This is a genomic window from Methylobrevis albus (assembly GCF_015904235.1).
GTDB classification, from domain to species: Bacteria; Pseudomonadota; Alphaproteobacteria; order Rhizobiales; family Pleomorphomonadaceae; genus Methylobrevis_A; species Methylobrevis_A albus.
Genome location: NZ_JADZLT010000046.1, coordinates 20864 through 36763 on the forward strand (window position 1 = coordinate 20864; position 15900 = coordinate 36763).

General features: G+C 67.6%; 11 protein-coding genes and 2 rRNA genes. 6 read left to right on the top strand and 7 right to left on the bottom strand.

Annotation, left to right across the window (positions count from 1 at the left end; translation table 11 throughout):
- Nucleotide 1: 1 nt before the first annotated feature.
- Complete coding sequence (locus tag I5731_RS06780; RefSeq protein WP_197310621.1) at nt 2-490, bottom strand: hypothetical protein; 489 nt, start codon at nt 488-490, stop codon at nt 2-4.
- A 246-nt stretch (nt 491-736) separates the two neighbouring features.
- Here I5731_RS06780 and treY point away from each other — a divergent pair, with 246 nt between their 5' ends.
- Nucleotides 737-3517 carry a malto-oligosyltrehalose synthase gene (gene treY / locus I5731_RS06785; protein ID WP_197310622.1) on the top strand — a complete coding sequence of 927 codons (2781 nt, stop codon included), beginning with the start codon at nt 737-739 and terminating at the stop codon, nt 3515-3517.
- 68 nt (nt 3518-3585) lie between these two features.
- Nucleotides 3586-5379, top strand: a complete 1794-nt coding sequence (gene treZ / locus I5731_RS06790; protein ID WP_197310623.1) for a malto-oligosyltrehalose trehalohydrolase — start codon at nt 3586-3588, stop codon at nt 5377-5379.
- Nucleotides 5380-5404: 25 nt separating this feature from the next.
- On the opposite strand, the gene I5731_RS06795 is transcribed toward treZ, so the two are convergent.
- Entirely contained in the window at nt 5405-6133 is a 729-nt protein-coding gene (locus I5731_RS06795) for a Crp/Fnr family transcriptional regulator (RefSeq protein WP_197310624.1), read from the bottom strand.
- Between the two features lie 175 nt (nt 6134-6308).
- Here I5731_RS06795 and I5731_RS06800 point away from each other — a divergent pair, with 175 nt between their 5' ends.
- The 3 genes from I5731_RS06800 (at nt 6309) to I5731_RS06810 (ending at nt 8031) form a co-directional block, all read left to right on the top strand.
- Nucleotides 6309-6839 carry a sigma-70 family RNA polymerase sigma factor gene (locus tag I5731_RS06800; protein WP_197310625.1) on the top strand — a complete coding sequence of 177 codons (531 nt, stop codon included), beginning with the start codon at nt 6309-6311 and terminating at the stop codon, nt 6837-6839.
- Nucleotides 6840-7228: 389 nt separating this feature from the next.
- Complete coding sequence (locus I5731_RS06805) at nt 7229-7513, top strand: hypothetical protein (protein ID WP_197310626.1); 285 nt, start codon at nt 7229-7231, stop codon at nt 7511-7513.
- Nucleotides 7514-7743: 230 nt separating this feature from the next.
- Nucleotides 7744-8031: a DUF2934 domain-containing protein gene (locus I5731_RS06810; protein ID WP_197310627.1), complete on the top strand. Its 288-nt coding sequence runs from the start codon at nt 7744-7746 to the stop codon at nt 8029-8031.
- Nucleotides 8032-8143: 112 nt separating this feature from the next.
- On the opposite strand, the gene I5731_RS06815 is transcribed toward I5731_RS06810, so the two are convergent.
- From I5731_RS06815 to I5731_RS06825, 3 genes are read right to left on the bottom strand one after another with little or no spacing between them, the layout of a single operon-like run.
- Entirely contained in the window at nt 8144-8356 is a 213-nt protein-coding gene (locus I5731_RS06815) for a hypothetical protein (protein ID WP_210336259.1), read from the bottom strand.
- A gap of 58 nt (nt 8357-8414) precedes the next feature.
- On the bottom strand, nt 8415-9167 hold the full coding sequence (locus I5731_RS06820) for an endonuclease/exonuclease/phosphatase family protein (RefSeq protein ID WP_197310628.1): 753 nt from the start codon (nt 9165-9167) through the stop codon (nt 8415-8417).
- 10 nt (nt 9168-9177) lie between these two features.
- Nucleotides 9178-11616, bottom strand: a complete 2439-nt coding sequence (locus I5731_RS06825) for a VTT domain-containing protein (protein ID WP_235981605.1) — start codon at nt 11614-11616, stop codon at nt 9178-9180.
- 378 nt (nt 11617-11994) lie between these two features.
- Here I5731_RS06825 and I5731_RS06830 point away from each other — a divergent pair, with 378 nt between their 5' ends.
- Entirely contained in the window at nt 11995-12399 is a 405-nt protein-coding gene (locus I5731_RS06830; RefSeq protein ID WP_235981607.1) for a YkvA family protein, read from the top strand.
- A 273-nt stretch (nt 12400-12672) separates the two neighbouring features.
- Here the strand turns inward: I5731_RS06830 and rrf are convergent.
- Nucleotides 12673-12787 (bottom strand): 5S ribosomal RNA (gene rrf / locus I5731_RS06835).
- A gap of 279 nt (nt 12788-13066) precedes the next feature.
- A 23S ribosomal RNA gene (locus tag I5731_RS06840) occupies nt 13067-15879 on the bottom strand.
- Nucleotides 15880-15900: the final 21 nt, after the last annotated feature.

Genomic DNA, 15900 nt, shown 5'->3' on the forward strand with positions numbered 1-15900 from the left:
GTCAGTCGTCGGTGTGGGCGCCGGTCATCGCCTGGCGCTCGCGCGCCGACAGCGGCTTCACCACCGTCTCGCCGTCCTCGTCGACGCCGAAGCGCATCGGCTCGATCGTCGGATCGCTGAGCGGCTCGACGGTTGGATCCCTGAGCGGCAGGGGATCCTGCGGATCCGTAACCGGATCGGGCAGCGTGTCGGGCGGCAGCGGTTGCGGCGGCATCGGGTCGGGCACGTCGGGCGTCGGCGGCGACGGCACCGGGTCGTTGGCGGGGCCGGGATCGAGGCCCGGCACGCCGGGGCTCACCACGTCCGGATCGGACGGCTCATCCAGCAGCGACGGGTCGAAGGCGCCTTCCTCGTTGAAGGGATCGAGCGGCGCCGGCTCGGCGGCGTCGGTGCGCGGCGGCATCATGATGACGTCGGGTGCCAGCGCCGACGGCGAGGGAACCTCGAGCGGGGCCGGGTCGTCGACAGGACGATAGTGCGCGGCTTTCATGGGACGGCCTCCGGGTTGAAGACAGGGGGCGTGCGGCGGCACCTGTCCGTCCACACCTCTTCCCAACCATCCGCCACCGCCGATGTTCCGGGCGGCGACCCGGTCGGCGCATTTGCGCGCAACCCTGAGGCCCTTGAGCCGGCTTTTCACGCGGCAAACGGCCGGCCTGCCGGAACAGTTGCCGCCGTTCGCCGTTGCCATGTCGCACTGCGGTTGTTGCACCGCGGGCGTTGCTGCGGAGCCTCGATGACAACCCCACCGTCTCGCCCTGTCCCCCGGGCCACCTACCGGCTTCAATTCAACGCAGATTTCGGATTCAGGGACGCCGCGGCGCTCGCGCCCTATCTCGCCACGCTCGGCGTCAGCCACGTCTACGCCTCGCCCTACCTGATGGCGCGGCCGGGCAGCACGCACGGCTACGACATCGTCGACCACAACCGCCTCAACCCCGAGATCGGCAGCGAGGCCGACTTCGACGCCATGGTGGCCGCGTTCCGCGCCGCCGGCCTCGGCCAGATCCTCGACTTCGTGCCCAACCACATGGGCGTCGGCGGCGCCGACAATCCGCTCTGGCTCGACGTGCTGGAATGGGGCGCCTCGTCGACCTATTCCGGCTGGTTCGACATCGACTGGAGCCCCGACGCCGTCGGGCTGTCCGGCAAGGTGCTGATCCCGGTGCTCGGCGACCAGTACGGCCTCGTGCTGCAGGCCGGCGATCTCACCCTCGCCTTCGACGAGGCGAACGGCTCCTTCGCGGTCTGGGCCTATGGCACGCACAAACTTCCCGTCGACCCGCGCCACTACGACCGCATCCTCTCCGACCGACACCCGGTGCTGGAGCGGCTCGGCGACGCCTTCGGCCATATCGAGGCCGCCCATCCGCACCAGCGCCGCCACGCCGGCGAGCTCAAGGGCCGGCTCGCCGACGCCGCCCGCGCCGACCCGGCGGTGGCCGCCGCGATCGCGGCCGAAGTCGCGCGTTTTGCGGGAAAGCCCAATGACCTTGCGAGCTGGGGCACCCTCGACGAGCTGATCCGGTTGCAGCACTGGCGCGTCGCGCATTTCCGCGTCGCCGCCGACGATATCAACTACCGGCGCTTCTTCAACGTCAACGAACTCGCCGGCGTCCGCATGGAACTGCCCGAGCTGTTCGACCACGCCCACGCCCTGGTGTTCGACCTCGTCGAGCGCGGCATCGTCGACGGCATCCGCATCGACCACATCGACGGCCTGCTCGATCCGAAGACCTATTGCCACCGCCTGCGCAGCGCGGCGCCGAAGCCGTTCTATCTGCTCGTCGAGAAGATCCTCGCCCAGCACGAGCGGCTGCGCGGCGACTGGGACACCGACGGCACCACCGGCTACGAGTTCACCAACCTCGCGACCGGGCTCTTGATCGACCCGGCCGGCTCCGGCGACCTCGACGCGCTTTATGCGAAGTTCACCCGCATCGAGACCCCGTTCGCCGAGATCGTCCGCACCTGCAAGCTGAAGATCATGGACAACGAGATGGCGAGCGAGCTCAACGTGCTCGCCCGCGAGGCGGCGCGCATCGCCGCCTCCAACCCCTGCTCGGCCGACTTCACCCGCAACCTGTTGCAGCGGGCGCTGAAGGAGGTGGTCGCCGCCTTCCCGGTCTATCGCACCTATGTCGACCAGGACGTCGAGGACGGCCGCACCGATGCCGCCGACCGCCGCGATCTCGACTGGGCCTTCGCGCACGCCCGCCGCGCCGACGCCTCCATCGATCCGAGCGCCTTCGATTTCCTCTACCGCCTGCTCAGCGGCGATCTCGTCGCCAATCCCTGCAGCGGCTACAGCCATTTCGACGTCGTCCGCTTCGCCATGCGGGTGCAGCAGTACAGCGGCCCGGTGATGGCGAAGGGTCTCGAGGACACCGCGTTCTACCGCTACAACCGCCTGCTCGCGGCGAACGAGGTCGGCGGCCACCCCGAGCACCTCGGCGTCAGCGCCGCCGCCTTCCACGAGATCAACGCCCGCCGCGCCCGCGAGACCCCGCACGCGCTGCTCTCGACCTCGACCCACGACACCAAGCGCGGCGAGGATACCCGCGCCCGCCTCGCCGTGCTCGCCGAACTCAGCGCCGAGTGGACCGCCCTCGTCCCGACCTGGAGCCGCATCCTGCGCGTGCGCGAGGCCGGCTCCGGCCGCGCCGGGCCGCCCGACCGCAACGACGAATACGTGCTCTACCAGCTGCTGCTCGGCGCCTGGCCGCCGGGGCTGGCGCCGTCCGACGCCGAGGGCATGGCCGTTTTCCGCGACCGCATCGTCGGGGCGATGGTGAAGTCGATGCGCGAGGCGAAGCTGCACACCACCTGGGCCGCGCCGGATGCCGAGTATGAGGATGCGGTGATCGCCTTCATCACCGCGGCACTCGATCCCGTGCGCTCGTCGGCCTTCCTCGAGGCCTTCCTGCCGTTCAAGGACCGTGTCGCGACGCTCGGTGCGCAGAACAGCCTCGTCCAGACCGCGCTGAAGCTGACCGTGCCCGGCGTGCCCGACGTCTACCGCGGCGCCGAACTCTGGGAGTTCTCGCTGGTCGACCCCGACAACCGCCGCCCGGTCGACTTCGCCCTGCGGCAGCGGATGATCGGCGAACTGCCCGAGCACATCGACGCCGCGATGCTGGAGGACTGGGAGAGCGGCCGCGCCAAGCTGCTGCTCACCCGCGTGCTGCTGGCGCACCGCGCCGCGGAGCCGGCGCTCTACCGCGACGGCACCTACGAGCCGCTCGCCGTCACCGCTGGCGACGGGGCGGACGCGGCCGAGCCGGTGATCGCCTACGCGCGCCGCCTCAACGGCAGCCAGCTCGTCGTCGCGGTGCGCCGGTTCCCCTCGCGCGAGCTTGCCGCCGGCACGGCGCTGACGCTCGCCCCAGGCGATGCGCCGCGCCTGCGCTGTCTGCTGTCGGGCCGGACGGTCGCGGCGGACGCCGATGGCCGGATTGATCTCGGCCCCCTCCTCGCCGAGCTGCCCGTCGCCGCGCTGGTGCCGGCCTGGAACTGACGCTATCGAACCATCCGCCCCCGGCGCGCGCCTCATCAGGCCACGGGGGCCTCACCCGACGAGGCAGCATGAGCAAATCCGCGCCGTTCCAGTTCGGTCCCCGCATCGAGGACGATCGCGTCCGGTTCCGCTTCTGGGCCCCGAAGCAGCAGGCACCGGCGCTGGTGATCGACGGCGTCGCCGATCCGCTGCCGATGCAGCCGGTCGGCGACGGTTGGTTCGAGGCGGCGGTGCCGGGTGGCCCCGGCCTGCGCTACCGCTTCCGCCTCGACGACGGGCTCGAAGTCCCCGATCCCGGCTCGCGCCACCAGCCGGACGACGTGCACGGCCCGAGCGAGGTGATCGCGCCGGATGCCTATGAATGGCACGACCGCGCCTGGCGCGGCCGCCCCTGGCACGAGGCGGTGGTCTACGAACTGCACGTCGGCACCTTCACGCCGGAGGGCACTTTCCGCGCCGCGATCGACCGGCTCGATCATCTCGCAAGGCTCGGCGTCACCGCGATCGAGGTGATGCCGGTCGCCGATTTTCCCGGCACCCGCAACTGGGGCTACGACGGCGTGCTGCCCTATGCGGTGGAGGCGAGCTACGGCCGGCCGGACGACTTCAAGGCCTTCGTCGACGCCGCCCACGCCCGCGGCCTGATGGTGCTGCTCGACGTCGTCTACAATCACTTCGGCCCGGACGGAAACTACCTGCCGCTCTACGCGCCGATCTTCACCGACAAGCACCGCACGCCCTGGGGCGAGGCGGTCAACGTCGACGACGCCGCAAGCCCCGCGGTCCGCGACTTCCTGATCGAGAACGCCGTTTACTGGGTGCGCGACTTCCACCTCGACGGCCTGCGCCTCGACGCCGTGCACGAGATCCGCGACGACGGCGACCTGCACGTGCTCGACGAACTGCGCCAGCGCGTCGCCGCCGCGGTGCCGCATCGGCCGGTGCACATCGTGCTCGAGAACGAGGAGAACGATTCGGGCCGCCTCGCCCGCGAGGACGGCGTCGCCCGCCGCTTCACGGCGCAGTGGAACGACGACGTGCACCACGTGCTGCACGTCGCCGTCAGCGGCGAGGACGCGGGCTACTACGCCGATTATGCCGGCCGAACCGACCTGCTCGGCCGCGCGCTCGCCGAAGGCTTCGCCTTCCAGGGCGCCCATATGCCCTATCGCGGCTCCGCCCGCGGCGCGCCGAGCGGCGACCTGCCGCCGGACGCCTTCGTCGCCTTCCTGCAGAACCACGACCAGATCGGCAACCGCGCCTTCGGCGACCGCATCACCGCGATCGCCCCGGCCGAGGCGGTGCGCGCGGCGACCGCCGTCGTGCTGCTTTCGCCGCAGATTCCGATGCTGTTCCAGGGCGAGGAATGGGGCAGCCGGCGACCGTTCCCCTTCTTCTGCGACTTCACCGGCGATCTCGCCGACGCGGTGCGCGAGGGGCGGCGCGGCGAGTTCGCACGGTTCCCCGAATTCGCCGACCCGGCGCGCCGGGCCGAGATCCCCGATCCGACCGCCGTGGACACCTTCCTCTCCGCCAAGCTCGACTGGTCGGAGCCGGAGTTGCCCAAACACGCCGACATCCTCGACTGGACCCGCCGCCTGCTCAGCCTCCGCCATGCCGCGATCGTGCCGCTGCTGCCGCTGATCGGCCGCGGCGGCAGCTTTCGCGAACTCGGCCCCGGCGCGGTCGCGATCGTGTGGGAGATCGCCGACGGTCGCCAGTTGCAGCTCGCCGCAAACCTCTCCGCGGCGTCTGTCGAGGCCGACCTCGACCTCGGCGGCGACCTGCTCTGGCGCCAGGGCTCGGTCGGGTCCGACCATGTCGGCGAATGGTCGGTCGACTGGCGCATCGCCGGCCCGTGACGGTTCCGCGACGCGTCAGGTGCCCTTAGCGGGTCATCTGGTCGAGGCTGAGGTAGGTCGGATCGAAGGCCGCGAGCGCCTCGAGCGCGGGAATGTCGCGCAGGGCGACCGAACGATCGCGCCAGACGAGCATGCCGCCTTCGCGCAGTTGCTTCAGCGACCGGTTGACGTGGACCGGGGTCAGCCCGAGCACGTCGGCGAGGTCGACCTGCGTGACCGGGAAGGTGAACGCGTCGGCTTCGACGAGACCGACGAGGCCGAGACGCAGCCGCATTTCGCAGAAGAAATGCGCCATGTGCTCGATCGACGAGCGGCGGCCGAGCGAGGCGATCCAAGTGCGGTGCACCGCCGCCTCGATCGCGGTCAGCATCCACAGCGCCCGGCCGAGCCGCGGCGACGTTTCGGTCGCCGCCCGCAGCTGCGCATGGGGGACACGGGCGATGGTGCATTCGCTGAGCGCCACCACGGAATGCTCGAGCTTGCGCAACACGAGGCTGTGCACGTCGACGAAATCGCCGGGCACGTTGACCGCGGAGATCTGCCGCCGCTCGCCGAAGCGCTGCACCCGCGCGGCGAGCCCCGAAATGACAAGGCAGCTGTGCTGCACGAACTGCTGCGCCGGCACGATCTCGGTGCCGGGGCGCACCGTGACGATCTCGCCGTCGAGCGCCTCGATCAGCGCAATGTCGTCGGACGAGAGCTCGGCGCGGCGCACGATGGACCGGACCAGATGGCTGGTGTCGAAGCAGGACATGGGCGGAAACGTCTCCTCGGCAGGGCATCGCTGGACGCGAATGCGGTAGCATGACCGGATGTTCCAAGATGACCGGAGCGGCCCGGTCGTCGGAACAAGATGCTTCATGCGGCGTTTTTGCTGAGCAGCCGGGAGTGCGAGCCTTTCGCAAAGCCGGACCGTGAGGGTTCGCTCCATGACGACAGATCAGAAGCCCGCGCATCAGACCCGGGCCGAAACGGGCGAAGTGGTCGCCCTGATTCCCGCCTTGCGCTCGTTTGCCCGCACCTTCTGCCGCGAGCCGTACGATGCCGACGACCTCGTCCAGGAAACCCTCCTCAAGGCCATCTCCAAGATCGACCAGTTCGAGAGCGGCACACGGCTGAAATCCTGGCTGTTCACGATCATGCGCAACAGCTTCTACAACCGCGCCGTCGTTACGGCGCGCGAGGCCCCCGGCGGGTTCGACTGCGTTTCCTCGCTGCCGTCCTGCGCCTCGACCCAGGAATGGCGCATGCGCGCGATCGACCTCGGCAATGCGATCAGTCGCATGCCCGAGGCGCAGCGCGAGACCCTGCTGATGGTCACGTTGATGGGCAAGAGCTACGAGGAAGCCGCGGAACTCTGCGACTGCGACATCGGCACGGTGAAGAGCCGCGTCAACCGCTCGCGCGCCCGGCTCTGCGAAGAGCTCGGCGACGAGGCCGGCGCCGTCGTTCGTATCTGACAGTACCCAGACCGACGACGACCTGAATCGCCGACCCCCCGGATCGACGAAACGCCGGATCGACGGCGATCGTCGCTGCGGCCTGACCCGGCCGCCCTTGTGCGCCGCCGCTGTCGGCGCCGCCCCCTGCCTTGTCGAACCCGGCTCGGCCGAACCGCCCCGACCGCGACCCGCGAGCGGCGGCGCCGGATGCGGACACATCAGGGCTCGGCTTCTTCCTCTGCATTCTCCCCGATTTCGCACCGGCAAGCATTGCATCACTTTCAGCGCTGCTCCGACGGATCCGACCGGGCGTTTCCGGCGTAACCTATGTTAACGTGCAGGCGTGTTGTGCGCCGCAGTGACGTAGGACGATGCCGGGAGAGCGACGTGAGTTCAGGGCAGATCGCATGACGCGCGACAACGAGACCATAGCGCCGGGGAGCACCGCGGAGACGCCAGTCGTCACTTACGCGACCGTCAGCCCGCTCGCCGCGACCCCGTCGCGGCCGCTGAGCGGTGCCGAAGCGCCGGCGCCGTTGGCGGCCGGCGAGCCGGTTCCCGATCGCCTGATGCAACTCGCCCGGGAGCTCGAAGAGGCGCTCGCCGCCCGAAAGTTCCCACGACTGGCGTCCAGCGACGCCGAGCCGACCGGCACGGGCGACGAAGCCTTGCAGTCCGGCGCCGACGGCTGACCCCCTCGGCAGCGGCGGGTGGTTCGCCCCGTGCGGACCGGCGGGCCCATCGCCCGCCCGGCTCCGCCTTTTCGCTGCGCAGTCACGGACTACAATTGCGGCACAGCCACGCGCGTTCGGTATTCCGTCCACCGCGCGAAATCCCTTAACCTGCCGGGGAACAACGGCGTCGCGCGGTCATTTTGATTGCGCGAACCGAGGTTCTCACCTTTGCGGCAGGAGAAGCGAGCATGTCCGGACGAGAAAGTGGCGACAGGGAAGAACGCATCCGGGCAAAGGCCCATGAACTCTGGGTCGCGGAGGGGCGCCCGGAGGGCCAGGCCGACCGGCACTGGGACGCCGCCAGCGAACTGATCGCGCAGGAGGACGGCCCGGCCGAGACCCTGGCGCCCGAGGAGCCGGCCACGACCGGATCGCAGGACACCGAAACCGTGATCGACCTTCCCGTCGTCGACGCGGACGCTCCCGCCCCGGCGAAACGCAAGTCGGCCGCGTCGCGCAAGAAGGCCAAGGTCTGATCGCCGGCGCCTGAACGCCTCGATCCCGATCCTGAACCCGGATCGGAGGCCGCCTCACCCGCCTCCGATCTCGTCGGTATCGATCGTCTCCCGCGCCCTTCCATGCCCCGCGTCAGAGCACCACGGGCGCCGGCCGTTCGTCGGGATTGGGCAGCGGCACCTCGTCCGGCAGTCGCTCGGGCTCCGGGCCCGGCTCCTCGATCGGCGGCGTCGCCGGCTGGGTCGGATCGCGCGGCGGCACCGGCGCAGGTTGCCCGTCCGGTGCCTGGCGCGGCCCGCCGCCCGGGGCGGCGTCCCGGATCTCGAATTCATTGTTCGTCATCATCTGTCCTCTCCCGCGGCGTGGCGCCGGCCACGGTCGGCGGCGCGGCGCCCATCCTCTGCTAACGACCGTCGGGATCGGCTGTTCCCGCCGCCGCAGTCACTGCGAGTGCGCGCGCCGGCAAGGCGTCGGTATCGATCGCCGCGAGCACCGGGAGATGGTCGGAGGCGGTCGCCGCCCCATGGTCGGCCCAGGCGGCATGCAGCGCGCCGGGCGGCCGGGCATAGATCCGGTCGAGCCTGAGCAGCGGCCAGCACGCCGGAAACGTCACCGAGCGCGACCGGTCCGGAAACGCCGCCGCCAGCCGCTGCCGGACGAGCCCGAGCGGCGTCCAGTCGTTGAAGTCGCCGAGCATCAGCGTCAGTTCCGGCCAGCGCTTGGCGACCGCCGCGAGTTTTCGCGCCTGCCGCCGCCGCTCCCACCAGCCGAGCCCGAGATGCACCGCGACGACATGGATCGGCGCGCGCGGATGCGCCACCACCGCCTCGATCGCAAAGCGCGGCTCGCGCGCGCCGAAGGAGAGGTCATGCAGCGTCGTGCGCTCGATCGGCCAGCGGCTCACCAGCATGTGGCCATAGTGCCCGTCCGGCGCGGTGATGGTGCGCGCCTCGACCTGATGGCCGCCCGCGGCCTTCGCCAGCAGGTCGAAGTCGGACGGCCCGCCGGCGCGGCCCCGGGTGTCGACCTCCTGGAACGCGGCAATGTCGGGATCGAACGCCTTGATGCGCGCGATGGTGCGGCCGAGATCGTAGCGCCCGTCGCGCCCGATCCCGCCGTGGATGTTCCAGCTCATCACCCGCACGAAACTGTTCATCGCGCCGGCTTCAATCCCGGCCGGCGACGGCGTCGGCGGCGGTGTCCCCGGCGGCGTCATGGGCGCGCCGCAGCCGCGAGACGCCCCACTGCAGCGCGACCGAGACGCCGATCCAGGCAGCGATCAACAGAAGCAGCCCTACAATGTCGGTCCAGCTCGGGTCGGCCATCATCGCCGCCATCCGTTCGCCGAGCATCGACATCAACGCAAGGCCCGGCGCGAGCCCGAGCAGCGTGCCGATGACGAAGTCGAGCGGCCTGATCCGCATCGCCCCGGCCATCACGTTGACCACCGAGAACGGCGCGATCGGCACCAGCCGCACGGCGGTGACCGCGACGATGCCGCGTTTTGCGAACCCGTTGGCGATGCGGTTGACGCGGGGCCCGAAGGTGGCCCGGATCGAGTCGAGCCCGATGACGCAGCCGATCAGATAGCCGGCGACCGCGCTCGACAACGCCCCCGCCGCGGCATAGCCCACCCCCGGCCATGCCCCGAACAGCGCCGCCGTGGTGCCGATCAGCAGCGTCACCGGAAACGCGAACAACCCGGCGACGACGAACACCGCGATCACCGCGAGCGGCGTCCACGGGCTCGACGGGTCGGGCAGCACCGAGGCGATGAAGGCCTCGTCGGCGAACCGCGACAGCGGCGTATAGCGCCAGGCGAGCGCGAACACCGCCACGAGCGCCAGCGCGAGAATCCCTTGCCAGATGCGTGAGGTCCGCATGGGACGCGGCGTTCCAGACGAAGAGTCGAGGAAGAATTCGCCAAATTCCGGCGGCCGCTCCGGATCGGCGGCGGCGACGAGGAAATGCCCGATGTCGCCGTCCGAAAGGCTGCCGTCCTCGATCGGCGCAAGGCCGCGGCCCGGCTGCGCGACGGCGTCGACCGCCTTGAGCAGCGACCCGTCGTGCTCGGCGAGCGCCGCGGCGAACACCTTCGGCGCGACGCCGCAGTGTTCGGCGATCATCCGGTCGCGCAGCGCCGCGATGCCGGCCCGCTCGGCATCGCCCCGCGCTTCGATCACCACGTCGCACTCGGTGTCGGTGCCGCAGGAGCGGTTGCAGAGATTGGCCGAGCCGGTGCGGAACAGGCGATCGTCGATGATCATCACCTTGGCGTGCACCATCACGGCCGCCGGCTCGCCCTCGCCGCCGACATGCGGATAGACGAGGCGCACCCGCGCGGCCGGCCCACCCTCGACCTCGGCGAGGCCGCTCTCGACGATCGCGCGGAAGCGGATCCGACCGGCGAGCATCGACATGTGCTCGAGCCAGGTCTGGTGGGTGCGCGGCCCGACGATCAGCACCTCGAGCTCCGGCTGCGCCGCAAGGCGGGCCGCGATCGCGCCGGCGATCGTCGACGAGGTCAGGAACTGGTTTTCAATGTAGATGCTGCGCGTCGCGCTCGCGATCATGTCGAGGAACAGCGTCTCGATCTCGGCGATGCGCTCGAGATCGCCATGCCTCGGCTGCGTGCGGGCGATGCCGATCGCGATGTCGCGAAAATCCGGTTCGATCCCCACCGGCCACGGCGTCGCAACCCCTTCGGCCGGCGGCCGTATCTCCTCGTCGGCCGCAGTCTGCCAGCGGGCGCGGGCGAGCTCGCCGAGCGCTCGGGCGGCATCGCCGTCGACCATCAGTTGCACGTCGTGGAACGGCGGATAGGGCTTGCCGGCGGGGTCGACCCGGAGGGGATTGTCGGCACTGTGCGCGGGGTTGTCCCAGCGACGCACGGTGAGGTCGATGCCGCCGCAGAACGCGACGGCATCGTCGACGACGACCAGCTTCTGGTGATGCGAGGCGCCGATCGGCACGACGTCGTCGAGGCAGAGCTCGATCGCCGCCGGCGTGTCGCGCTGCAGCACCTGGATCGGCAGGAACTCGCGCTCCAGCGAATAGAACACCGAGTAGTCCCAGAGCAGCAGCTTGATCTCGAGATCCGGACGCTGCCGGACGAGCTCCTGCAAAAAGGCCCCGAGCGTCTCCGGCAGGCCGTCCGTGGCGCGCTTGTCCGGCCCGACCAGCGGCGTGCGGCTGTCGATGTCCCAGCCGACGATGATCACGGTGCGCGTGGCCTGCAGCAGCGCCTGCCGCAGGGCGGCGTAATAATTCGCGGCGTCGGCGAGCAGCGTCGCCCGCGCGGCGGTTTCGATGCGCCAGACATTGTGCCCCGGCCGCAGCACGGGCTCTCCTGCCGCCTCCGCATGGTCGGCGACCGCGCGTCGCCCGGCGTCGGCCTGCTCCGCCGTCGCCGCCCGCTCCGCGGCAACGCCCGGATGCGACGCGCCGGCCCGGCCGAGAGCATCGCCGGGCAGGATTTCGGGATCCGGTCCCGCCGCCATCGGCGCCGCGGCCGTCCCGGCACCGCCGCGGACGATCACCCCCGCCGCGCCCGGAGGAACTTCCCGGCAGTCCTCGATGCGGATGGGCTTGGGCTGAACGTTCATGGCGCGGGTTCCGGAGCGGCCTCGATCAATCCGCCCCGCCTGCCGCCGACACGGATCAGGACAGGACGCATCCCCTTCCGGAGACATCGAAACCAATCGTTCCCGGGCGCTAAAGTTCCGGGCGCGGCGCGCCTCGCCGCCCGGGTCACGTTTTGGTTGGCCGAGGGTTTGGCCGGACGCACCGTTCGGGCGCACTGGCAACGCGGTGACGGGTTGCCGACGAAACTTGCAAACCGGCAGCGTCGCGCCCCGCGAGCGCGCTCGCCGACGTGCCGATCGGGATCGCCAACGACCAGCCCCCGACCGCCTCGACGACCAGCCGCCCCCCGGCTTACGCTGCTCCGGCACCGAACCGGGCGGCGCCTGGACGGACAAACGATGACGGCCAACGGCATGGCGGACGTGTGGAACCGGCTGCGCGACTGGGCGCGACGAATGAAGCAGGACGTGATGGCGCTTTGGCTCGCCGCACGCGATCGCCGCACGCCCATAATGGCAAAAGTCCTCGCCGCCGCCGTCGCGGCCTATGCGTTCTCGCCGATCGACCTGATCCCGGACTTCGTTCCGGTGCTGGGGTACCTCGACGACCTCGTCATCGTCCCGCTCGGCATCCTGGCGGCTGCCCGCCTCGTCCCGCCGGCGCTGATGGCGGAGTTCCGCGCAGCGGCAGCGCAGCGCATGGTCCGGCCGTCAAGCCCGGCCGGCCTCGCCATCGTCATCGCCCTGTGGCTCGCCACCACTGCCTCGCTGCTCTGTTGGCTGTGGCCCCGGATCGCGCCCTGAGCTGGTCGAAAGAGGGCTCCGCGCCCCGTGAGGAGGCTTTTCCAGCTGCGGCCCCCTCCGGCGGCGGGCCTGCTCTGCCATGTACCCTCTTTGTTCCCGCACGTCGTCGCCTATTCGAACGCAGTTTCACCCCGCGTGGCTTTTGGCCATTCGGGGTGTTGGTCGGTTTGGGCTGTGTGGAGATCGTGGTTTGTGTGTATTGAGAAGCCGGACGTTCCCTTTATGGGGTCATGTCCGTCTCGTGAGATTTTCGTGTTCCTCTGATCTTTGCAGGCCTGGCGGTGACCTACTCTCCCGCGTCTTGAGACGAAGTACCATTGGCGCTGGGGCATTTCACGGCCGAGTTCGGGATGGGATCGGGTGCAGGGTCCCCGCTATGGCCACCAGGCCGGCGAAGATCAGAGGCTGGTCGGGCGGCATCGATTGATGCGGCCTGTGTTGTGCCCTCTGGGGCAGATCGTATCGGTAATTCAGAGCTCGCATGGCACTCCCGTTCGACCGACGAGGTCGAACCCGAGCGAAGAGCGAGGCGCCGCGCAAGCGGCGTGCCTTCTCGACAAACAAGTTCGACCTTTTGGTCGAACCCGAGCGAAGAGCGAGGCGCCGCTAGCGGCGTTTCGTCCTGATCGAGGATCAGGACAACCAACAATGGACGTTGATAATGAGAGCGATGAAGCCGGTCGAGCTATTAGTACCGGTAAGCTTCACATGTTGCCATGCTTCCACACCCGGCCTATCGACGTGGTGGTCTACCACGGCTCTGATAGGGAGGACTCGTTTTGAGGTTAGTTTCCCGCTTAGATGCCTTCAGCGGTTATCTAGTCCGCACTTAGCTACCCTGCAATGCGGCTGGCGCCACAACAGGTCCACCAGAGGTGCGTCCATCCCGGTCCTCTCGTACTAGGGACAGATCCTCTCAATACTCCTACACCCACGGCAGATAGGGACCGAACTGTCTCACGACGTTCTGAACCCAACTCACGTACCACTTTAATCGGCGAACAGCCGAACCCTTGGGACCTTCTCCAGCCCCAGGATGTGATGAGTCGACATCGAGGTGCCAAACGATGCCGTCGATATGGACTCTTGGGCATCATCAGCCTGTTATCCCCGGCGTACCTTTTATCCGTTGAGCGATGGCCCTTCCACGAGGGACCACCGGATCACTATGGCCGACTTTCGTCTCTGCTCGACGTGTCAGTCTCGCAGTCAGGCAGGCTTATGCCATTGCACTCGCCGAACGATTTCCGACCGTTCTGAGCCTACCTTCGCGCGCCTCCGTTACTCTTTGGGAGGCGACCGCCCCAGTCAAACTACCCACCACACACTGTCCCGGACCCTGCTACAAGGGCCGCGGTTAGACAGTCATGACGATAAGGGTGGTATTTCAAGGATGGCTCCACGCAAGCTGACGCCTGCGCTTCAAAGCCTACCACCTATCCTACACATGCCGACACGAATGCCAGTGTGAAGCTATAGTAAAGGTGCACGGGGTCTTTCCGTCTGACCGCAGGAACCCCGCATCTTCACGGGGAATTCAATTTCACTGAGCCTGTGCTGGAGACAGCGGGGAAGTCGTTACGCCATTCGTGCAGGTCGGAACTTACCCGACAAGGAATTTCGCTACCTTAGGACCGTTATAGTTACGGCCGCCGTTTACCGGGGCTTCAATTCGGAGCTTGCACCCCTCCTTTTAACCTTCCGGCACCGGGCAGGCGTCAGACCCTATACGTCGCCTTACGGCTTCGCAGAGCCCTGTGTTTTTGCTAAACAGTCGCCACCCCCTGGTCTGTGCCCCTCCATACCGGTTGCCCGATATGAAGGCCTCCTTCTCCCGAAGTTACGGAGGCAATTTGCCGAGTTCCTTCAGCACAGTTCGCTCAAACGCCTTGGTATACTCTACCAGTCCACCTGTGTCGGTTTCGGGTACGATCTGATGTGGGGGCTATTTCCTGGAACAGCGTCGAAGCAGGTCCAATCCAGTAAGGACCTACAACACAAGCCATCCGTCACCACCCACTGGTTCAGGAATATTCACCTGATTCCCATCGACTACGCCTTTCGGCCTCGCCTTAGGGGTCGACTAACCCTGCGCAGATTAGCTTTACGCAGGAACCCTTGGACTTTCGGCGAGGGTGTCTCTCACACCCTTTCTCGTTACTCATGTCAGCATTCTCACTTCCGATACCTCCACGGCGCCTCACGGCTACCGCTTCACAGGCCTACGGAACGCTCCGCTACCGCGTGATCCGTAAGGATCACACCCGCAGCTTCGGTGGACGGCTTGAGCCCCGTTACATTGTCCGCGCAAGAACCCTTGTTTAGACCAGTGAGCTGTTACGCTTTCTTTAAATGATGGCTGCTTCTAAGCCAACATCCTGGTTGTTTTGGGATTCTCACATCGTTTCACACTTAGCCGTCACTTGGGGACCTTAGCTGGCGGTCAGGGTTGTTTCCCTCTTCACGACGGACGTTAGCACCCGCCGTGTGACTGCCGAATAGTACTCCCTGGTATTCGGAGTTTGGTTGGGATCGGTAAGACTGTAGGTCCCCCTTGCCCATCCAGTGCTCTACCCCCAGGGGTATTCGTTCGACGCTCTACCTAAATAGATTTCGCGGAGAACCAGCTATTTCGAGGTTTGATTGGCCTTTCACCCCTAGCCACAACTCATCCCCGGCTTTTTCAACAGACGTGGGTTCGGCCCTTCAGTGCGTGTTACCGCACCTTCAGCCTGGTCATGGCTAGATCACCTCGTTTCGGGTCTAATTCAACGAACTTGACGCCCTATTCAGACTCGCTTTCGCTACGCCTACACCTACCGGCTTAAGCTTGCTCGTTAAACTAAGTCGCTGACCCATTATACAAAAGGTACGCAGTCACCCAGGACGAACCTTGGGCTCCTACTGTTTGTAGGCATCCGGTTTCAGGAACTGTTTCACTCCCCTCGTCGGGGTGCTTTTCACCTTTCCCTCACGGTACTGGTTCACTATCGGTCGCTGAGGAGTACTTAGGCTTGGAGGGTGGGCCCCCCATGTTCAGACAGGATTTCACGTGTCCCGCCCTACTCAAGTCCTCGCAGTTCCATTACCCGTACGGGGCTATCACCCATTGATGCCCGCCTTTCCAGACGGTTCCGGTTAAAAACTGTGAGGCACTGGCCTGGTCCGCGTTCGCTCGCCACTACTAGCGGAGTCTCGGTTGATGTCCTTTCCTCCGGGTACTTAGATGTTTCAGTTCCCCGGGTTCGCCTCTAACCCCCTATTTTATTCAGGGGCAGATACCTTCATGTGACAACTGAAGATCCAAGACCGGGATCGCTCCCGGACTTGCAACTTCAGCCGTCGAAGGTGGGTTTCCCCATTCGGAGATCGTCGGATCAAAGCTTGTTCGCAGCTCCCCGACGCTTATCGCAGCGTACCACGTCCTTCATCGCCTCTCAGCGCCTAGGCATCCACCAGATGCCCTTCTTTCACTTGATCGCTCTCATTATCGACGTCCAT